Raw genomic sequence first — 21,178 nt, 5'->3', positions numbered from 1 at the left:
TGACCGCCGAGCGCAGCGCCAGTTAAGTTTGGAGAAAAAACATGAGCAAAGTGAACGTAAATAAAGTGGTAGTCGCATACTCAGGCGGTCTAGATACTTCAGTAATTATCCCGTGGCTAAAAGAGAACTACGACTGTGAAGTAGTGGCTTTCGTTGCCGATGTTGGTCAAGGTGCCGAAGAGCTAGAAGGCATTGAAGCGAAAGCAAAAGCCTCCGGTGCTTCTGAATGCTACATCGCTGACCTGAAAGAAGAAATGGTCGCAGACTACATTTACCCGACACTAAAAACCGGCGCGTACTACGAAGGTAAGTACCTGCTAGGTACATCAATGGCGCGTCCAATCATTGCCAAAGCGCAGGTTGAAGTGGCACGTAAAGTGGGCGCGGACGCTCTGTGTCATGGCTGTACAGGTAAAGGTAACGACCAAGTACGTTTTGAAGGCGCATTCGCAGCACTAGCACCGGACTTACAAGTGATTGCACCTTGGCGTGAGTGGGACCTAGTGAGCCGTGAAGAGTGTTTGGATTACCTCGCTGAGCGTAATATTCCTTGCTCTGCGTCTCTTACTAAGATCTATTCACGTGATGCAAACGCATGGCACATTTCGACGGAAGGCGGCGTTTTAGAAGATACGTGGAACGCACCAAACGAAGACTGCTGGGTGTGGACTGTCGACCCAGAGCAAGCGCCAAATGAAGCGGAATACGTCACGCTGAAAGTAGAAAAAGGTGAAGTGGTCGAAGTTGATGGTGAAGTGATGACACCATACAACGCACTGGTTTACCTAAACGAGAAGGGCGCTAAGCACGGTGTTGGCCGTATCGATATCGTGGAAAACCGTCTTGTTGGGATGAAGTCTCGTGGTTGTTATGAAACACCGGGAGGCACCATCATGATGGAAGCGCTGCGTGCTGTAGAGCAGCTTGTGCTAGACAAATCATCATTCGAATTCCGTGAGGAGCTAGGTCTAAAGGCGTCTCACCTTGTATACGATGGCCGTTGGTTTACGCCACTATGTAAATCGATCCTTGCCGCTTCAGAAGAGCTAGCGCAAGACGTTAACGGTGAAGTGGTTGTTAAGCTTTACAAAGGTCAAGCGACAGTCACGCAAAAACGTTCTGACAACAGCTTGTATTCAGAAGAGTTCGCGACTTTTGGTGAAGATGAAGTTTACGACCAAAGCCATGCAGGTGGGTTCATCCGTCTTTACTCGCTATCAAGCCGTATTCGTGCATTGAACAGCCAGAAGAAATAATCCCTTAACATCCATCTTGGATTGAATAAAGGCCCGCCATTTATAGGCGGGTCTTTTGGTTTCTAAAAGCGGGTACCTAAATTTTGTTTGAATATATATGTAAAAATATTGAATTTATACTTTATTTTTTATCGAAATTGCCGTAACGTTGACCCATAAGAAAAAGTGAGCAAATGACCATCAAATTGGTTACTACTCATTCGAGAACGTTAGAGTAAGCAATAGTCATCAGGAGAGACGCAATGGCATTATGGGGCGGAAGATTTACCCAAGCGGCAGACACCAGATTTAAAGAGTTCAATGATTCGTTGCGTTTTGACTACCGATTGGCTGAGCAAGACATCGTAGGTTCAATCGCATGGTCTAAAGCTCTGCTTTCTGTTGATGTGCTATCGGCAGAAGAACAGCAAAAACTGGAACTTGCTTTAAATGAGCTGAAGTTAGAAGTGATGGAAGACCCTCACCAAATTCTTCGCTCTGATGCAGAAGATATCCACTCTTGGGTTGAACAGCAGCTAATCAGTAAAGTGGGAGATTTAGGTAAAAAACTCCACACTGGGCGTTCTCGGAATGATCAAGTCGCCACAGACTTGAAACTTTGGTGTCGTCAGCAAGGTCAGCAATTATTGATTGCTTTAGATCGCCTACAAGCACAAATGGTCCATGTTGCTAAACAGCACCAAGGCACCGTATTGCCAGGCTATACTCATCTTCAGCGTGCTCAACCTGTAACCTTTGCTCACTGGTGCTTGGCTTATGTTGAAATGTTCGAGCGTGACTACTCTCGTCTGAATGATGCCTTACAGCGTCTCGACACTTGTCCACTTGGCTCGGGTGCGTTAGCGGGAACGGCTTATCCGATTGATCGCGAACAATTAGCACATAATCTCGGTTTCCACCGTGCTACGCGTAATTCACTCGATTCGGTTTCAGATCGTGATCATGTGATGGAGCTGATGTCGGTGGCTTCGATTTCTATGCTGCACCTTTCTCGTCTTGCAGAAGATATGATCTTCTACAATTCAGGCGAGTCAAACTTCATTGAGTTAGCGGATACGGTGACATCTGGTTCGTCATTAATGCCACAGAAGAAAAACCCAGATGCACTTGAGTTGATCCGTGGTAAGACAGGGCGTGTCTATGGCGCATTATCGAGCATGATGATGACAGTTAAAGCCTTGCCATTGGCGTACAACAAAGACATGCAGGAAGATAAAGAAGGGTTGTTTGACGCTTTAGATACATGGAACGACTGCATGGAAATGGCAGCTCTGTGTTTTGACGGTATTAAAGTGAATGGCGAGCGCACACTAGAGGCGGCGAAACAAGGTTACGCAAACTCGACGGAGTTAGCTGATTACCTAGTGGCGAAAGGCATCCCATTCCGTGAAGCTCACCACATCGTCGGTGTCGCGGTCGTTGGTGCTATTGCTAAAGGTTGTGCGCTAGAAGAACTGTCTATCGAAGAGTTAAAAGCCTTCTCAGAGGTCATTGAAGCGGATGTGTATGACATCCTGACTATCGATTCGTGTTTGGAAAAGCGTTGTGCTTTGGGTGGTGTTTCGCCTCACCAGGTCGCTTACGCGGTAGAACAAGCGGATAAGCGCCTGAGCCAGCGTGACAGCTCGGCGGTGAAAGTGCGTCCTGCACGTTTGACGGACATTGAAACGTTGGAAGGTATGGTTGCTTACTGGGCGAACCTTGGTGAGAATCTTCCGCGCTCTCGTAATGAGCTCGTGAGAGATATTGGCTCTTTCGCGGTGGCTGAGCATCATGGTGAAGTGACGGGTTGCGCTTCTCTATATGTGTATGACTCAGGGTTGGCTGAAATACGCTCTCTTGGTATCGAAGCGGGCTGGCAAGGCCAAGGGCAGGGCAGTGCGATTGTGAACTATTTGGTTGAGAAAGCGCGCCAGATGGCGATCAAGAAAGTCTTTGTTCTAACGCGAACGCCTGAGTTCTTTATGAAGCAAAGCTTTTTACCGACATCGAAGTCATTACTGCCGGAGAAAGTTCTGAAAGATTGCGATCAGTGCCCACGTCAACATGCATGTGATGAGGTAGCGCTTGAGATCAATTTAATGGAGCAAGTGATCCAAAAAACGCATGTGGCATGAACTGAAGTTGTGGAGTGATTTTATTAGCATTCAATGACATAGTCATTTTCCTGCTTACTTACATCAGTATTAGCTAAAAAAATCGAAAAAATTTGGAACCTTTGAGAGGAAGCCCGGTCTATTAAAGTACCACTGCTTTTTCTTAGAAGAATCTAAGAGAGCCCCAGAACTGACATTGGTTTTGGGGCTTTTTTCTATCTGTCACTTTTCTCTTTTTTATTCGCCTTTTTTTGTCCCTTTCGACGCTGCCAAGGCAAGATGACAAAACGCATCCATAAGTGTAGAAACAACAAAACGTTGAAAGCGAAGCCGGCAAAGATCAAAGCGATCGACTCGATGCTTTGTGGATCATCTTTGAGCGTAAACCACCACACAATCCAACACAGTACAGAAAGTACCGTCAATTGATCCAAGCATCGTTGGCAACGTCCAAGTTTTTTCCAAAACCAATGTTCCTCGCAGCGGCGACAAGTCATAGTGTTTTCCAAACCATTAGTGTTGCTTCAGATTATATATCTAACTATATGGTGGAAAGCGTTTCTTGTACCGGACTTAGAGCGCCATGACACAACCAAAAATGGAAAGTTAGCTTTGTAAAAGCTTTGTGGCACGTAATTGATGTATGGTGCGCTGTCAGTCTTTAACAGGAAATATAATGATGTCGACAGAGTTGAAACTTGCGCTAAGTATCGCTGGTGGGTTCTTTATGATCGGTGTTGTCGCGATTTGTATGGTCAGTCGCTATGCAATGATGGCAGCGTAAGAGAGATTTCATTGCGCCAAAGTAGTAAAGCAAAGCCTCGTTGATGACGAGGCTTTGCTTTATATTTAGATAGAAGCCTGAAAGCGTTAGCAGCCTGGGCCGCAGTCAAGACAATGTTTCACCATTTCTGGCCCTAAGTGTAGTTTTGCATTCAAATCACGTAGAGCGGTGCGGACGCCTTCTTCAATCACTGGGTGATAGAAGGGCATATCTAACATCTCAGAAATCGTCATCCTATTTTGGTGTGCCCATGCTAAAAGGTGAGCAAGATGCTCTGCATTCGGGCCCATCATTTCTGCACCTAAAAAACGTCCAGTGCCTTGCTCTCCGTAGACATGCAGAATGCCTTTATTACGAAGCATGACGCGCGAACGTCCTTGATTTTCAAACGAGACTTCACCGGTTGCGAAACATCCACATGTGCCTAGACGTGTTTCTAGTTGTTTATATGTTTCTCCAACCATAGCAATTTGAGGGTCGGAGAACACGGCTGAAATTGGTGAGCGACGCAGACCCGCACGAATATCTGGGAAACGGCCTGCGTTGTCTCCAGCAATACGGCCTTGGTCAGCGGCTTCGTGCAGCAGTGGAATTTGGTTACTTGCATCACCTGCGATGAAGATGCTCTCTACCGAAGTTTGCAATGTGTAGTGATCCGCCGTTGGTACGCCACGTTTATCAAGAGCCACATTGGTGTTCTCGATCGCCAGCTTATCTACGTTTGGACGACGACCCGTTGCGGCCAATACGTAATCGACAACGAAAGTTTCTAATTCACCATCATGGTTGATGAATTGGATTTCGACCTTGTCTTCGCCGTCATTGTCTGACGAAGCAATGCGTTTCATGCTTTCGACTTTTACATCTGCATCAAGGTAGAACTCTTCCTTAAAGGCTTTATCTGCATACGCCATCACCTCTGGGTCTGTCAGTGGGCCCACTTGTCCTCCAAGGCCAAAGAGCTTCACGTTCACTCCTAGGCGGTGTAAAGCCTGACCCAATTCAAGGCCGATGACTCCTGGGCCAAATACTGCCACGGACTCTGGTAAGTCATCCCAGTCAAACACATCATCGTTAATCACTAGGCGATCACCCAGTTCATTCCAAGCTGCCGGATATGCTGGACGAGATCCTGTCGCAATAACAATGCGCTGTGCGGTGACCTGAGTATGATCATCTATGATGAGAGTGTGGTCATCGGCAAACTTCGCGTAGCCCGATAGTTTGTCTTCAGCGGGAATATCATCGACACTTTCAAGCACAAAGCCAACAAAACGATCGCGTTCGCGCTTTACACGATCCATAACTTCTCGTCCGTTAATTCGTACTTCACCTTGCGGGTGTATCCCAAATCCAGGTGCTTTTTCGATTTGATGAACACTTTCTGCTGCCGCAATTAACAGCTTAGACGGCATGCATCCGACACGAGCACAGGTTGTTCCGTAGGGACCGCCCTCAATCATTACCACGCTGTTGGTATGAGCTTTTGCTGCTCGATAAGCACCAAGACCAGCCGTCCCGCCACCAATAATCGCTACGTCGACATTAACTTGTTTCATCGTGAACTCTCGCTTTTGTTTTAAGCCAAGCTAGCTACATTGAGCTTGGAGAGTGAATTGGATAGTTGAATCTGGATAAGTAGTCACCTTATTGGCAGATGACTACTTATCTAGACTAGTAGAAGAAGTGGTTTAGGGTTGGCCTCCGAGCCAAAAGGCACCGGAGACCGAGGGTGTAGGCTATGGACAGCTTAGCCTAGATACGCTTCTAGTTCTTCGCTACCGCCGATATGCTTGCCACCGATAAAGACTTGTGGAACAGTCGTGCGACCAGATATAGCTCGTAGACTAACTGTTGTTGCGTCTTTACCCAGAATCACTTCTTCATATTGAAGACCGTGGTCAATCAGATTTTGTTTCGCTTTCATACAGAAAGGGCAGCCTGGTTTAGTGAACACCGTGATGGATTCTTGCGTTTTGTAGTCAGGCGCTATGTAGTTCAGCATCGTATCTGCGTCTGACACCTTGAATGGGTCGCCTGGTTCGTTTGGCTCAATGAACATTTTTTCCACTACGCCATCTTTTACTAGCATGCTGTAACGCCATGAACGTTTGCCAAAGCCGATGTCATTTTTATCCACTAACATACCCATGCCATCGGTGAATTCACCATTACCATCCGGGATGAAGGTAATGTTTTCTGCTTCTTGGTCTTGTTTCCATGCATTCATCACGAACGTATCATTGACCGAGACACAAATAATCTCATCCACTCCGTGCTCTTTAAATACAGGGAACAATTCGTTGTAACGAGGTAGATGGCTTGATGAACAGGTTGGAGTAAATGCACCCGGTAAGCTAAATACGATAACGGTCTTACCTTTAAATAGTTCATCGGTCGTTACATTCATCCAAGAGTCACCTTGACGAACTGGAAAAGTAACTTGAGGGACTTGTTGACCTTCTTTAGATACAAACATAATGATTTCCTTTAACTATTTTAAATTATGCGTATAGAGCTTAGCGTTTTTCGTCGCTCTGTTTCGTTTTGTTGAGCCCATTATTGTAAAAATCCTTTGATAGCTCTAATCGTTTGGTGTTATGGTTTTGATAGGTATTAGCTATTGTTAAAGAAGCGAAGCGTGAATTATGAATATTCGAGATTTTGAGTACTTAGTTGCACTTGCGGAACATAAGCACTTTCGCAAAGCGGCAGAGGCATGTTTTGTTAGCCAGCCAACACTGAGTGGGCAAATTCGTAAACTAGAGGATGAACTCGGGACCACGCTTTTAGAGCGAAGCAGCCGACGTGTTTTGTTTACCGATTCAGGGTTACAGCTGGTGGAGCAGGCTAAACGCATCTTAAGTGAAGTGAAAACCTTCAGAGATATGGCAAGCGGTCAAAGCGGAGCCATGACTGGACCGATGCATATTGGTTTCATCCCGACGGTTGGGCCTTATCTATTACCCAAAATTCTGCCGCAGATAAAAGAAGCATTTCCTGAGTTGGAACTATTTCTGCACGAAGCTCAGACACATCAATTAGTGCGTCAATTGGAAGAAGGCAAACTAGATTGCTTAGTTTTAGCTTCGGTTGATGAAACTGCGCCATTTAAAGAGATCGAAGTGTATCAAGAGCCATTAAGTGTCGCAGTGCCATGTGACCATGAGTGGGCCTCTCTCGACCATGTTGATATGTTGGAGCTGAATGGTAAAACCGTTTTAGCGTTGGGAGACGGCCACTGTCTGCGAGATCAAGCGTTAGGTTTTTGTTTTGCCGCTGGTGCAAAAGACGATGAGCGTTTTAAAGCCACCAGCTTGGAGACGTTACGCAACATGGTTGCTGCCGGTGCGGGGATTACGTTATTGCCTCAGCTTTCTATCCCTAATGAGAAGCAAAAAGATGGCGTATGCTACGTACCAGCTGTTAACCCAACCCCCTCGCGTAATATCGTTCTCGTATACCGTCCAGGCTCACCATTACGAGCTAGGTTTGAAGCTTTAGCAGCGAAGATTAAAGAGGTGTTGGCTTCTTATCCATCATTGAATGCTGCAGCATAAGAAGCAGACATAAAAAAGGGAGAGCTTGATGCTCTCCCTTGTGCTTTTGTGATTTAGAACAGTTCTTCTGCGCCAGAGCCTGAAGAATAAATACTATCTTCTAAACGGTCGCCAGCGTATTCGGTAGGCTCCGTGCCTTTTTCAAAGTATTCGAACATTGATGTGCTATCTACCTTGTGCGTTAGCATACCGCTGTTGCGATCAATACGAACTCGAATAATATCCTCTGGAATATTTTTACCTTGCTCTGGCGTCCCTTCTAGCGCAACACGCATGAAGTCAATCCAAGCAGGCTCTGCGGTTTTCGCACCCGACTCGGCACCAGAAATTTGGCCTTGCCCTAGGTTGCTGTTAACAGTGGTGCGGCCAAGTGCACGTGAGTGATCATCAAAGCCAACCCAAGCTATCGCAACGACACCAGGTCCATAGCCATTGTACCAAGCATCCTTGGAATCATTCGTTGTACCCGTTTTACCCCCGATATCACGACGACCAAGTTTTTGCGCGCGCCAGCCTGTACCATTCCAACCTGTGCCTTCACGCCAGTTACCGCCACCCCAAATGTTGCTGTACATCATCTCACGCATTAAGAATGCATTCTGTTCAGAGATAACTTGCGGTGCATATTGAGGTTCATCATTTTCAAGGGCATTGTCTGTTGCTAGGCCATCAATTGCGACGTCTTGTTCGCCAAATTCATCAGCGTAGCGATTTTCTGGCTGCTCGCTCATTTGCGGACAATCCTTATGACAAACACTCTTTGGATTGGCTTTAAACAGTACTTCACCGAATGCATCTTCCACGCGTTCTACATAGAATGGTTCAACGTAATAACCACCGTTCGCAAACACAGAGTAACCTTGTGCCACTTTCATTGGTGTTAAGCTGCCAGCTCCGAGTGCGATGGTCTCTGAACGTGGTACTTGGTTAATATCAAAACCGAAACGAGTAAGGTACTGACGTGTCTCCTCGAGGCCAACTTCACGGAGTGTACGCACTGCCATGACGTTTTTTGATTGAGCTAAGCCGAGGCGAAGACGCGTTGGACCACCATAAGTCGGTGGTGAGTTTTTTGGTCGCCAAGCTGAACCAGAACCTGCATCCCACTTGTTAATCGGCGCATCGTTAATCAAAGTGGCTAGAGTCAGCCCTTTGTCAATTGCTGCCGAGTAGATGAAAGGCTTGATACTTGAACCAACCTGACGCACTGACATGGTTGCACGGTTAAACTTGCTGTGAACAAAGTTGAAACCACCAACCAGCGACAATATCGCGCCATTTTCTGGGTTCATCGCAACAAACGCGGTGTTTGCTGTCGGCACTTGGCTCAGTTTCCAGCTCAGTGTTGTGTTGTCATCTTCATCGGTTTCACTTACTTCGCGAACCCAAACTTGTTGACCTGTCGCTAGCACATCATGCGCTGACTTTGGTGTTGAGCCTTGGCGGTTATCAGTAATGTACTTACGCGCCCAGTGCATTCCAGTCCAAGGGATGGTTTGCTCTTCATGGTTCTTAACCCATACTTGTGCCGTCTTATCATCGACTTTCGTCACAACCGCAGGGTAAAGGTCACCATAAGTTGGCTGTTTCTTCAGGTGCTTTTCTATTTGCTCATTGTCCCAGGCCGCTTCCCCTTCTTTCCAAAGCACACTTTCTGCACCACGGTAGCCATGACGTTCATCGTATGACAAGAGGTTATTTACCGCAGACGTATTTGCAGCATCTTGCAGTTTAGAATCCACAGTCATGTAGATATTCAAGCCAGAGGTGTAAGCTTCTTCTTCACCGTACTCTTTTACTGCCCATGCACGAGCCAATTCTGCTACGTAAGGTGCAGAAAGCTCAATCTCAGCGCTATGATAACGCGCCACAATAGGCTCATTGCGTGCTTCGTCATACTGCTCTTGTGTAATGTATTTTTCATCAAGCATTCGCATTAATACAACGTTACGGCGTTTTGTTGCGCGCTCAAGAGAGTAAATTGGGTTCATGGTTGATGGCGCTTTTGGCATACCAGCGAGTGTTGCAATCTCACTTAACGTCAACTCATCAAGGCTCTTGCCAAAATACACTTGAGCGGCAGCACCAAAGCCATATGAGCGGTAACCAAGGAAGATTTTATTGACATAAAGCTCCATGATTTCTTGCTTACTTAAAAGCTGCTCAATATGGATAGCAATAAAAATCTCTTTAATCTTACGCATGATCTTCTTCTCATTAGATAAGAAGAAGTTACGAGCTAGCTGTTGCGTAATCGTACTTGCACCCTGTTTGGCCGAGCCTGAAACCGCAACAACAACAGCTGCACGAGTGATGCCGATAGGGTCGATACCAGGATGCTCGTAGAAACGGCTATCTTCGGTTGCGATGAGCGCGTGAATTAAGTCTTGAGGAATTTCGTCATAAGTAACAGGAATACGACGCTTTTCACCGAACTGTGCGATCAGCTTCCCGTCTTGACTAAACACCTTCATAGGTGTTTGTAATTCAACGTCTTTTAGAGTTGCAACATCTGGCAATTCAGGCTTCACGTACTGATAGAAGCCAAATATTGTGGTGACTCCAAGAATTATGCAAATCAATGTTAAAAATAATAAACGCTTTATGAACTTCACCGGAGAATCCCTGATTGGTTGAGGCTGTGTAACGGCAAACCCTTGTACTCTTAGGTCAAAAATTTAGCACATAAGAGATATTAACTCTTATTTGGAAGCTAATAACAACCTTTGCACGAAGAAATTTCGGAGCGAGAGTAAGAGATGGATAAGCTAATCGTTACCGGCATCGATATAGGCCATAACAGCCTCAAAGCCGTAGTACTTAAACCCACAGGCAACAATTACGCTCTGTTGGGTTACAAAGAAATATTACTAAAGGAAGGTATTGTCGCTGAAAATAACACCATAAATCATCAAGAAATTGTAAAGACCCTCAAGCAGATAAAAAAAGAACTGCCTTTTGGTGCTAAAAAAGTGGCGATTTCAGTTCCTGATAACTCGGTAATTAGCAAGAAACTGCAAATAGAACAAAATCTTGAAGAGAGTGAAGTTGAGTTTGCAGTGATACAAGCCTTTTCTCATCAATCGCCATTCCCTGTCGAAGAGCTGAGTTTAGACTTCGTTCGTCTTCGCGCTGAGGGCGGGCAGAGTGGCAGTGATAGCTATCAAGTGTTTGCGACAAGAAAAGATGTGGTAGAAGGCCGAGTCGATGCATTACAAAAGTCCGGACTAAAACCTGTTTTAGTGGACGTGCATTCGCAAAGCCTTGGTCATATCTGGAAGCTCACCGCCGATCGCTTTCCTGACAAAAACAAATACTGCTTACTCGATATTGGCACCTTATCGAGCTCCTTCACCATGTTTACCGAACAAGGTGAACTGTTTCACAAAGAGTTTGCTTACGGCACACGCGGAGCAAACAGCGCTTCTCCAGTCGATTTTCTGTCCGATGATGCTCAGGAGAAAACAGAGCTGTTTAACCGTCAAATCATAGAGCGAGTAAAGCGCCAGATGCAGCTCTATACCTCAATCAATGGCTCACAAAACATCAAGGGTATCTGGTTATCAGGGGAAGGAGCCTCCACTCCCATGCTCGCAGAGGAGTTGTCTCAACAATTGTCGTTAGAGTGTGAATTGCTAAATCCGCTAGGGCTATTTGAGATGAAGGTGTCTAAGCGTAAGCGTAGTGCTGTGGATTGGCAGCATTTCTCAACAGCAGCCGGACTGGCCGTTCGTGGCATTCATTGGCTAGGAGGCGCCCGTGCTTTATCGCATTAATTTACTTCCTTGGCGAGAGAATCAAAGAGAAGAGCACCGACGTCGTTTCATCAGTTTGGTCGCATTAGGTATGTTGGTCGCTGTTGGCATCCAGTGGGGTATTGGAAAGTTTTTTGAGTACCAACAAGATCAACAACAGGATCGGCTCGATTACCTCACTCACTACATTGCCGAACTCGACCAGCGTATTGAAGCAATGAAAATTGCAGAGCAAGAGCACAGCAAAATCCTCGAACGTCTAAAGGTCGTTGAAAGTTTACAAAACGGACGAAACAAAACGACCGAGTTCATGAACTTAATGCCTGCCGTTATCCCTGAAGGTGTATATGTCGACAAGATCAAAATGAATGATCTGGAAATTGAGATCTCTGGGATCTCAGATAGCACTCCAAAACTTGCCACGATGCTGGACAACATGGAGCGCTCGGCCAAGTTGAACGACGTAGAAATGCATTCCATCGTTCACGGCAAAGCCCGTTTTGGGAAAGAGTTTCAAACATTCAAAGTGTCTTTCATGTTCAAAGTAACGGAGAAGAAATTGGAGGCTCAACGTGGTTGATTGGCAGGATCTCGAAATCGATGAAATGGCCGAGTGGCCATTGTTGCCCCAGATTGTAGTAATCGCGCTTCTGATCATGGTGATTCAAGGCTTAGGTTATTGGTTTTACCTTAAACCGAAAGAAGAACAGTTGAATCACTTGATCCAGCAGGAGCAGACACTCAAGGTGGCATTGAAGATCAAAGCGAACAAAGTGGCAGCGTTGCCTCAGCTTCAATCTCAATTGGATGAACTTACCACTCGTTACGAGTTATTACTGCAGCAACTGCCTGCGCAAAAAGAGCTGGCTACAATGCTCGCTTCAGTGAATGAGCTTGGCATCGACAATAAGCTGACTTTCACCCGAATCGACTGGGGCGAAAAACAATCAGAGCACTTCCTTTATCGTCTCCCTTTAAACATTGAGTTAACGGGCGACTTTCATGACATCGGCCATTTTTCTCAGGCGATAGCGACGCTACCTCGAATCATCACGTTTAAAGATGTGACTTGGCAACGTGTCAGCCAAGAGAGCGAAACCCTGCACTTTCGGGTGCGTGCTAATACCTATCAGTTTAAGCCGGAGGAGACGAAAAATGACAAGTAAGTCTTTGTTGCTGGTACTGATGGGTTCTCTATTGATGGGCTGCCAGGCGAATGATGAATCATTGACGGATTTTATTCGAGGAGTGGAAACACAGGCGCGTCGAGAGGTCGAGAAGCTTAAGCCCGCAGACAAGTATGTTGCAGTCACGTACGCACCGGAAGTACAGCGTGCACCCTTTGAATTACCCAAAGAAGCCACCATCGCGACTCAGCCAGTTGCAAGAAAAGATTGTTGGCAACCGCCCTCAAGAAGGCGAACTGGCAAATTAGAAAAATTCCCATTAAGCCAATTACGTTTGAAAGGTGTCATGGGCATGGATAAAACGGTTTCTGGCCTCGTTCAGGCTCCCAATGGCACCGTCTATAAAGTTAAGCCGGGTCAATACCTCGGACGCAATAATGGCAAAGTGACCCACGTCAGCCACTCCTATTTGTTGATTAATGAAACGTTGCCCGACGGCTTAGGATGTTGGCAAAAACGTAAAGTTAAGTTGGCTTTGAGATAGCCCCATTTATTTTTGATATTGAGTAATGAAAATGAGACAAGGATTAACACGTACACCAAGGATACTTACTGGGCTCTTCTCCTTATGGTTGTTTGTATTTTTAGCCCCTTTAGCGGCAGCTGAAGAAGTTTCGTCCAATGCCCTAAAAAGTATCGACTTTCGAACTAATAAAGATAAAGACGCCGTGATTGTCGTCGAATTGGCGTCACCGGCCGCGATTGTAGATATCAAGCGTGTACAGGAAGGGTTAAGTATCGATTTGCTTAACACTTCAGTAAAAGACGAGCAATTGTATCTCCTAGACGTGAAAGATTTTTCGACTGTGGTTGAGAGCGTAGAAGTGTTTCGCGACACCTCGACGACGCGCTTGGTTGCGCACATCAATGAAGAATACAAGCATGATTACCGTTTAACGGGGCGTTTTTTGGAAATCAAAGTAGCGAAGATCAAACCTAATGAGAAAGCCCCAGATAAAAGCATTTTAGAAAGAGAAGGTAAGCTTATTTCGATTAACTTCCAAGATATTCCTGTGCGAAACGTCTTGCAGCTTATTGCTGATTACAACCAATTCAATTTGGTTGTCTCCGACTCTGTAGAAGGCAACCTCACGCTTCGTCTTGATGGTGTCCCTTGGCAGCAAGTGCTGGATATTATTTTGCAAGTTAAGGGGTTAGATAAGCGTGTTGATGGCAACGTGATTTTAGTTGCTCCGACTGATGAGCTGGACTTGCGTGAGAAGCAGCAGTTAGAAAAACAAAAACTGACGGAAGAAATGGGAGAGCTTTCATCTGAAATCATCAAAGTTAATTTTGCTAAAGCATCAGACATTGCGGAGATGATCAATGGAGAAGGAAATATCAGCATGCTGTCAGAGCGCGGCAGTATGACCATTGATGAGCGAACTAACTCGTTATTGATTAGAGAGTTACCTGAAAACATCGAGGTGATTCGAGAAATTGTTGAGTCTTTGGATATTCCAGTTAAACAGGTTCAAATTGAGGCGCGTATTGTGACCATCAATGAAGGTAACATGGACGAGCTAGGTATTCGTTGGGGTTTTACGTCTATTAATGGCAGTAATACAGTGGGCGGTTCTATTGAGAACAACCTTGCCACGATCGGTCTCTATAATGGAGAAGGGGGTGATGACGGTGGTGACGGTGATGGAGTAGGGATCGATGACTTCCTAAATGTAAACTTAGCTGCAACCAGTCCGAATGCGACCAGTCTTGCTTTCCAAGTTGCGAAGTTAGGTTCAGACACCTTGTTGGATCTTGAGCTTTCTGCTCTGCAACAAGAGTCTAAAGCTGAGATTATCTCGAGCCCACGTTTGATCACTACCAATAAGAAACCTGCCTATATCGAACAAGGTACAGAGATTCCTTATCTTGAGTCATCATCAAGTGGTGCAACGACGGTGACGTTCAAAAAGGCGGTATTAAGTTTGAAGGTAACCCCGCAAATCACACCGGATAACCGCTTAGTATTGGATTTAAGTGTCACGCAAGATAGACCAGGACAAGTCGTGAAGACAGGCACTGGTGAAGCTGTTGCAATTGATACTCAACGTATCGGGACGCAAGTGTTAGTGAATAACGGTGAAACGGTAGTTCTTGGTGGTATTTTTCAGCACAGCATTACTAACTCGGTGGACAAAGTGCCTTTGTTGGGCGATCTTCCGCTATTAGGTGCGCTTTTTCGTCGAAGTTATGAAAATGTTGGTAAAAGTGAGCTGTTAATTTTCGTCACGCCTAAGGTGGTGATTCAGTAGTTCTGTCTCGGGAAAAACTGATTAAATCAAAAATAAAGTTGCAATAGTGGCACCATGCTTGGATAATTTCGGGTCTTATCACGAATTATCTGTGAGGAACTGGTGCCACAAGCCTTGTAGAACAGCAGTTTAGCTGTGTTTTCTTGTGGCGATCTTATTGAATCAATGTTGTAAATTACTGCTAAACATGGCTGAGAAACGTAATATTTTCCTTGTTGGCCCAATGGGCGCCGGCAAAAGTACAATTGGTAGACATCTAGCACAGCAACTGCATATGGAGTTTGTTGACTCCGATACAGTGATCGAAGAACGCACTGGTGCAGACATCTCTTGGGTTTTTGATGTAGAAGGTGAAGAAGGCTTCCGCAAGCGTGAAGAAGCGGTACTTGAAGACCTAACACAAGAGCAAGGCATCGTGCTTGCGACTGGCGGTGGCTCTGTTAAGAGCAAAGAAAACCGCAATCGTCTTTCGGCACGTGGTGTTGTTGTTTACTTAGAAACGACGATTGAAAAGCAACTTGCGCGTACAAACCGCGACAAGAAGCGTCCTTTACTTCAAACGGATAACCCTCGCGAAGTATTGGAGCAATTAGCTGAAGAACGTAATCCTTTATATGAAGAAGTAGCGGATTACACTGTTCGCACTGACGATCAAAGTGCAAAAGTGGTAGCCAACCAGATCGTAAAAATGCTAGAAGAGAGATAAGTCTTTATCTTTTTTTTAATTGGAGCAAACCGATGGAACGGATTACGGTCAACCTAGCTGAGCGTAGCTACCCAATCTCTATTGGCGCCGGGTTATTTGAGGACCCGGCGTACCTCTCTCAAGTTCTCTCAAACAAAAATGCAAAACAAAAAGTTGTTGTGATCAGTAATGTCACAGTGGCGCCTTTGTATGCAGACAAAATTTTAAAGCAACTCGAGCAGCTCGGTTGTAGTGCATCCTTGTTAGAATTGCCTGACGGTGAACAGTACAAAAACTTGGATGTATTTAATCAAGTCATGAACTTCTTACTGGAAGGGAGTTATGCTCGTGATGTTGTGATCATCGCGTTAGGTGGTGGTGTTATTGGCGACCTTGTGGGTTTTGCGTCTGCCTGTTACCAGCGTGGAGTCGACTTTATTCAAATACCGACCACATTACTATCCCAAGTGGACTCTTCGGTTGGTGGAAAAACCGCGGTTAACCATCCGTTGGGTAAGAACATGATAGGTGCGTTTTACCAACCTAAAGCAGTGATCATTGATACCAACTGCCTGTCGACGTTGCCTGAACGTGAGTTCGCTGCGGGTATCGCCGAAGTCATTAAGTACGGCATTATTTACGATGCAGATTTTTTTGTATGGTTAGAAGACAATCTTGAGCGCTTGTATGCGTTGGATGAAGAAGCACTAACTTATGCGATCGCACGTTGCTGTGAAATAAAAGCGGAAGTGGTGGCTCAGGATGAGAAAGAGTCGGGCATCCGTGCTTTGCTTAACTTAGGTCACACCTTTGGTCATGCGATTGAAGCGGAACTTGGCTATGGCAATTGGCTGCATGGTGAAGCGGTATCTTCCGGCACTGTTATGGCGGCCAAAACGTCGCATCTACGCGGTCTGATCTCGGAAGAGCAATTTGAGCGTATTGTTGCGATTTTGCGTCGTGCAAAACTGCCTGTGCATACTCCAGACAGTATGAATTTCGATGACTTCATCAAGCACATGATGCGAGATAAGAAAGTCCTCTCTGGTCAATTACGATTGGTTTTGCCAACAGGCATTGGCACTGCCGAGGTAATTGCTGATACGACACAAGACGTACTCAAACAGGCAATAGACTTCGGTCGCGATATTTAACCTTGTAATGGCGCCTTTGGGCGTCATTCTTGTAGTGTATTAAGGTTATTAGATGAGTGTTGCTCACGTACTGGAATTAGATTCTCAAATCGAGTTGCTTGATAGATTAGGTCTACTGACTAACTTTGGTTCCAATCTCATTGCGATTAATGGTCATGATGGGTATGGCAAATCTTGGTTAGCGCAGCGATACCTTGAAGTGGGTGCCAGTAACAAGAATCAATGTTTGTTACTTTGTCATTCTAATCAAGACGATGTGCAGCATCGCGTCCTTATTTTGAGTCAACTTGTTTCAGAAGCATTGTTTAATCAGCAAGAGCCTTTACTTGATAGCCTTGAAAGGCTTTTAGGTGATGAGCCGTGTGACATTGCAATTGTTGTAGATGATGCGCATTTATTGAGTGAGACACTTATCTCTGAGCTTTGGATGCTGGTCTTAGAGGCGCACCATAAGCCAAATTGGACCATCAATGTCTTACTGTTTACACAGTCTGGACGTTTAGAAGGTTTGCTAGCACGTCTCAGTTATGGACAAGAGATAAAGCCTGTTGAGCTTGATATTGATATGTTGTCCGAAGTGGAAGCTCGTCGTTTCTTTGAGTCACTTGTTGCGCGCTACGTCGATGATGAGTCTGAGAAACGGGTTCGAGATGCATTTAAAAAAGTCGACCCAGTACCGGGTGACATCATGGCGTTAGGAGAGATGAAAGTGGAAAAACGGATCATTATCCGCTCGATTGTCGGTTCACCCCTGAATATTGCGTTGGTGGTATTAGTATTACTGTTGCTTGCTGCTGGTGGCTATTGGTGGATGCTTAGTCAACCAAGTCCTGATGATAAAGCGCAGCAAATTGCTGGCAGTTTAGAGCAAACGGCTATTCCAACTTTTGAAGAGTCAGGAATCAGTGCAGCGCAGTCTTCACTGCAACCTGTAACCGATGGCTCTAGCAGTCTTGATAAGTCTGGTGCGGTTGATGATTCTGATTCATTACCGCCAGCAGTGACAGAAGAAGTAGCGAGCGTAGGCAGTGATGACAATCAACAAAGAGTGGTGATTGAGTCGAATGTGGTCGATGCATTGCTTGAAGGTAAAGCTGATTCAGCAGACACAAAAGCGATTGATGATGTCGTAGGTACTGAGAAGACAGAAACCGCCGATGAAACTAGCTCCCCTTTGATTAAAGTCGTAAAACCGAATCAAGATATGACGCAAGCACCTGCTCAGTCAGAAGAGGGTGAGGCAAACCAACCTGTTGTGAAATTTTCATTTGCTCGTGAAGAACTAAAAGCGCTATCGCCAAGAGCTTATACTTTACAACTCGCGGCTATGACCTCAATGGAAGATGTACAATCCTTTCTCAATGAGCATCAACTGAATAATCAAGTGCGAATTTATCCTACCGTTCGTAATGACACCGAGTGGTATATCATCACATATCAAGATTATCCGACAATTCAAATGGCTCGTGATGCCGTCGCAAGCTTGCCAGATTCGGTTAAGTCGGTGAGTCCTTGGGCAAAATCACTCCGTCAGGTTCACCGTGAAATTGAACGAGTGAAATAAACCTGAGCTTCCCTGAAAAATATGTTACATTCCGCAGCCTTAATTTTTGGTCGATAGATAGAGCAGTAGATGAAAAAGCAACGAGCCTTTCTTAAATGGGCAGGAGGAAAATACGGACTGGTTGAAGACATCCAACGTCATTTGCCGCCGGCTCGAAAGCTAGTTGAACCTTTTGTTGGTGCGGGCTCAGTGTTTCTGAATACCGATTATGACCATTATCTACTTGCAGATATCAATCCAGATTTGATCAATCTGTACAACCTGCTGAAAGAACGCCCTGAAGAGTATATCTCTGAAGCGAAGCGTTGGTTTGTCGCTGAGAACAACCGCAAAGAAGCCTACCTACACATTCGCGCTGAGTTTAATAAAACCGATGACGTGATGTACCGCTCTTTAGCGTTTTTGTATATGAACCGCTTTGGTTTTAATGGCCTATGCCGTTACAACAAAAAAGGTGGCTTCAATGTACCGTTTGGCTCTTACAAAAAGCCGTATTTCCCTGAGGCGGAATTGGAGTTTTTTGCAGAAAAAGCCAAAAAAGCTACGTTTGTTTGTGAAGGTTATCCTGAAACATTTCGTCGTGCGCGCAAAGGGAGCGTCGTGTATTGCGATCCACCTTATGCGCCGCTTTCAAATACGGCAAATTTCACCTCATACGCAGGTAATGGTTTCACGTTGGACGACCAAGCTGCATTAGCCGACATTGCTGAAAGAACAGCGACTGAACGTGGCATTCCTGTGTTGATTTCTAACCACGACACTACCTTGACACGTCGGTTGTATCACGGTGCGGATCTTAATGTGGTAAAAGTAAAGCGTACCATTAGCCGTAATGGTAACGGTCGTAATAAAGTTGATGAGCTACTTGCGCTTTTTCATGCCCCAGACATGGATAAATCAAACTCTTAATTCTCACACTATTATATCTAAATAGTGGATCTCCCCACTGGCTTCGGTAGAATTGCGCGCAGATTGTTTGCTCATTACTACTGAGGTCAGGTATGAAAGATTTTCTTATTGCTCCATCCATTTTATCGGCAGATTTTGCTCGTCTCGGTGAAGATGTAGAAAAAGTACTCGCAGCGGGTGCGGATGTGGTGCATTTCGACGTTATGGATAACCACTATGTACCAAACCTGACTTTTGGTGCGCCTGTGTGTAAAGCACTACGCGATTATGGCATCACAGCGCCAATCGATGTTCACCTAATGGTGAAACCCGTTGACCGTATTATTCCTGATTTCGCAAAAGCGGGTGCGTCGATGATTACGTTCCATGTAGAAGCTTCTGATCATGTAGACCGTACACTGCAGTTAATTAAAGAGCACGGCTGTCAGGCTGGTGTGGTACTAAACCCAGCAACGCCACTTGCAAGTCTTGAGTTTATTATGGATAAAGTCGACATGATTCTACTGATGTCGGTAAACCCTGGTTTTGGTGGTCAATCATTCATTCCTCATACACTAGATAAACTGCGTGCCGTTCGTAAGATGATTGACGAGTCTGGTCGTGATATCCGCTTAGAAATCGATGGCGGTGTGAAGGTTGACAACATTCGTGAAATTGCAGAAGCGGGCGCAGACATGTTTGTCGCAGGCTCGGCGATTTTCGGTGAGCCAGATTACAAACAAGTGATCGATCAAATGCGCGCTGAACTGGCTGAAGTTAAATAAGCACCGATAAGCCAGCGCAATAACACACTGATTTTAAAGGCTGCCATGTTGTTGGCAGCCTTTGTGTTTTCTAGTATTAGAAGAAATTAAATATCCGCTGCGATGAGCAAATAATCACTTGCCTATTTTACGCCCTTTCTGTACTATTCGTGCTCCTTAAACTCAGTCAATTATCTTTAGTTCCTTGCTTCCTCTGGACGACTGAGCCATTTGTGGAAGCTGAATAATCCGTAAGGAGCAACCAATGCGTCATTACGAAATCGTATTCATGGTGCACCCAGATCAAAGCGAGCAAGTTGCTGGCATGATCGAGCGTTACACTGGTTCAATCACTGAAGCTGGCGGTAAAATCCACCGTCTAGAAGACTGGGGCCGTCGTCAACTGGCTTACCCAATCAACAAGCTTCACAAAGCTCACTACGTTCTTATGAACGTTGAAGCTGACCAAGCTGTAATTGATGAGCTAGAAACTGCTTTCCGTTTCAACGATGCAGTTCTACGTAACATGATCATGCGTACTAAAGCAGCGATCACTGAGCAATCTATCATGCTTAAGCAAAAAGAAGAGCGTGCTCCACGTCGTGAAGAGCGTTCTGAAGCTAAGCCTGAAGCTAAGTCAGAAGCTGCTGAGTAAGTTTTCTTATGGCCAATCGAATGGAGCTGAGCGGCACCATTGCCAAACCGCCCATTCGTAGTAAAAGCCCTGGTGGCATTGAACACTGTCGGTTTTGGCTGGAGCATCGCTCTACTATTATCGAAGCTGACTTACCTCGACAAGTTTATTGTCGTATGCCGGTAGTCGTCAGCGGGCTTGGGTCACAAGCACTAACTCAGAATTTAGTTCAAGGCAGTAACATTAAGGTAAGTGGTTTTGTCACTTATCAAACCGGCCGAAATGGCGTGGGAAAATTAGTGTTACACGCCGACAACATTACTCAAATTTAAGATCAGGAGATAGCCCATGGCTCGTTTCTTCCGTCGTCGTAAATTCTGCCGTTTCACTGCAGAAGGCGTACAAGAGATTGATTACAAAGACGTAGCAACTCTTAAAAACTACATCACTGAAGCTGGTAAAATCGTACCTAGCCGTATCACTGGTACAAGCGCTAAGTACCAGCGTCAACTAGCACGTGCTATCAAGCGTTCACGCTACCTAGCTCTACTACCGTACACTGACAAGCATCAGTAATCGGTTCATTTTATTAAGAA

The 21,178-nt window shown here is 45.4% G+C and carries 20 protein-coding genes; 16 read left to right on the top strand and 4 right to left on the bottom strand.

Features of this window, described 5'->3' with window-relative positions; genetic code table 11:
- Positions 1-41: 41 nt before the first annotated feature.
- Both L3V37_RS22460 and argH read left to right on the top strand, forming a co-directional pair.
- Entirely contained in the window at positions 42-1,256 is a 1,215-nt protein-coding gene (locus L3V37_RS22460; protein ID WP_005381332.1) for an argininosuccinate synthase, read from the top strand.
- A gap of 242 nt (positions 1,257-1,498) precedes the next feature.
- Entirely contained in the window at positions 1,499-3,373 is a 1,875-nt protein-coding gene (gene argH, locus L3V37_RS22455; RefSeq protein WP_005381331.1) for an argininosuccinate lyase, read from the top strand.
- Positions 3,374-3,567: 194 nt separating this feature from the next.
- On the opposite strand, the gene L3V37_RS22450 is transcribed toward argH, so the two are convergent.
- The 3 genes from L3V37_RS22450 to L3V37_RS22440 all read right to left on the bottom strand — a co-directional run bounded on the left by L3V37_RS22450 (position 3,568) and on the right by L3V37_RS22440 (position 6,615).
- Positions 3,568-3,849, bottom strand: coding sequence for a DUF3624 domain-containing protein (locus L3V37_RS22450; protein WP_025768083.1), 282 nt, complete (start codon positions 3,847-3,849; stop codon positions 3,568-3,570).
- Positions 3,850-4,222: 373 nt separating this feature from the next.
- Positions 4,223-5,695: a dihydrolipoyl dehydrogenase gene (locus L3V37_RS22445; protein ID WP_237307154.1), complete on the bottom strand. Its 1,473-nt coding sequence runs from the start codon at positions 5,693-5,695 to the stop codon at positions 4,223-4,225.
- A 191-nt stretch (positions 5,696-5,886) separates the two neighbouring features.
- Entirely contained in the window at positions 5,887-6,615 is a 729-nt protein-coding gene (locus tag L3V37_RS22440) for a redoxin family protein (RefSeq protein ID WP_005395721.1), read from the bottom strand.
- A gap of 169 nt (positions 6,616-6,784) precedes the next feature.
- Here L3V37_RS22440 and oxyR point away from each other — a divergent pair, with 169 nt between their 5' ends.
- On the top strand, positions 6,785-7,696 hold the full coding sequence (oxyR, locus tag L3V37_RS22435; RefSeq protein WP_005381326.1) for a DNA-binding transcriptional regulator OxyR: 912 nt from the start codon (positions 6,785-6,787) through the stop codon (positions 7,694-7,696).
- Positions 7,697-7,749: 53 nt separating this feature from the next.
- Here the strand turns inward: oxyR and L3V37_RS22430 are convergent, their stop codons facing one another.
- Positions 7,750-10,311 (bottom strand): penicillin-binding protein 1A, encoded by a 2,562-nt coding sequence (locus tag L3V37_RS22430; protein ID WP_005381325.1) that lies wholly within the window; start codon positions 10,309-10,311, stop codon positions 7,750-7,752.
- A gap of 144 nt (positions 10,312-10,455) precedes the next feature.
- On the opposite strand from L3V37_RS22430, the gene pilM reads away from it, so the two are divergent.
- The 13 genes from pilM (at position 10,456) to rpsR (ending at position 21,158) form a co-directional block, all read left to right on the top strand.
- Positions 10,456-11,472: a type IV pilus biogenesis protein PilM gene (gene pilM / locus L3V37_RS22425; protein WP_237307152.1), complete on the top strand. Its 1,017-nt coding sequence runs from the start codon at positions 10,456-10,458 to the stop codon at positions 11,470-11,472.
- Positions 11,456-12,031: a PilN domain-containing protein gene (locus L3V37_RS22420; RefSeq protein ID WP_237307150.1), complete on the top strand. Its 576-nt coding sequence runs from the start codon at positions 11,456-11,458 to the stop codon at positions 12,029-12,031. The genes pilM and L3V37_RS22420 overlap by 17 nt, the downstream gene beginning before the upstream one ends.
- Positions 12,024-12,617 carry a type 4a pilus biogenesis protein PilO gene (locus tag L3V37_RS22415; protein WP_053350733.1) on the top strand — a complete coding sequence of 198 codons (594 nt, stop codon included), beginning with the start codon at positions 12,024-12,026 and terminating at the stop codon, positions 12,615-12,617. Before L3V37_RS22420 ends, L3V37_RS22415 begins: the two co-directional genes overlap by 8 nt.
- A complete protein-coding gene (locus L3V37_RS22410; protein ID WP_237307148.1) occupies positions 12,607-13,122 on the top strand; it encodes a pilus assembly protein PilP in 516 nt (171 codons plus the stop codon). Before L3V37_RS22415 ends, L3V37_RS22410 begins: the two co-directional genes overlap by 11 nt.
- Positions 13,123-13,147: 25 nt before the next feature.
- Positions 13,148-14,893, top strand: a complete 1,746-nt coding sequence (locus L3V37_RS22405) for a type IV pilus secretin PilQ (protein ID WP_237307146.1) — start codon at positions 13,148-13,150, stop codon at positions 14,891-14,893.
- Positions 14,894-15,080: 187 nt separating this feature from the next.
- Positions 15,081-15,599, top strand: coding sequence for a shikimate kinase AroK (gene aroK / locus L3V37_RS22400; RefSeq protein WP_005381319.1), 519 nt, complete (start codon positions 15,081-15,083; stop codon positions 15,597-15,599).
- A 32-nt stretch (positions 15,600-15,631) separates the two neighbouring features.
- Entirely contained in the window at positions 15,632-16,732 is a 1,101-nt protein-coding gene (aroB, locus tag L3V37_RS22395; RefSeq protein ID WP_005381318.1) for a 3-dehydroquinate synthase, read from the top strand.
- Between the two features lie 52 nt (positions 16,733-16,784).
- On the top strand, positions 16,785-18,296 hold the full coding sequence (locus L3V37_RS22390) for an SPOR domain-containing protein (RefSeq protein WP_237307144.1): 1,512 nt from the start codon (positions 16,785-16,787) through the stop codon (positions 18,294-18,296).
- A gap of 69 nt (positions 18,297-18,365) precedes the next feature.
- A complete protein-coding gene (locus tag L3V37_RS22385; RefSeq protein WP_005381301.1) occupies positions 18,366-19,205 on the top strand; it encodes a Dam family site-specific DNA-(adenine-N6)-methyltransferase in 840 nt (279 codons plus the stop codon).
- A gap of 92 nt (positions 19,206-19,297) precedes the next feature.
- Complete coding sequence (gene rpe, locus L3V37_RS22380) at positions 19,298-19,969, top strand: ribulose-phosphate 3-epimerase (protein WP_005381300.1); 672 nt, start codon at positions 19,298-19,300, stop codon at positions 19,967-19,969.
- A gap of 244 nt (positions 19,970-20,213) precedes the next feature.
- Complete coding sequence (gene rpsF / locus L3V37_RS22375) at positions 20,214-20,603, top strand: 30S ribosomal protein S6 (RefSeq protein ID WP_005381299.1); 390 nt, start codon at positions 20,214-20,216, stop codon at positions 20,601-20,603.
- 8 nt (positions 20,604-20,611) lie between these two features.
- Positions 20,612-20,914 (top strand): primosomal replication protein N, encoded by a 303-nt coding sequence (priB, locus tag L3V37_RS22370; RefSeq protein WP_005381298.1) that lies wholly within the window; start codon positions 20,612-20,614, stop codon positions 20,912-20,914.
- Between the two features lie 16 nt (positions 20,915-20,930).
- A complete protein-coding gene (gene rpsR, locus L3V37_RS22365) occupies positions 20,931-21,158 on the top strand; it encodes a 30S ribosomal protein S18 (protein ID WP_000090472.1) in 228 nt (75 codons plus the stop codon).
- Positions 21,159-21,178: the final 20 nt, after the last annotated feature.

Origin of the sequence: Vibrio sp. D54, from assembly GCF_021728075.1 — a bacterium.
Classification (GTDB): Bacteria; Pseudomonadota; Gammaproteobacteria; order Enterobacterales; family Vibrionaceae; genus Vibrio; species Vibrio alginolyticus.
This window is presented reverse-complemented; position numbering and strand designations above follow the sequence as displayed.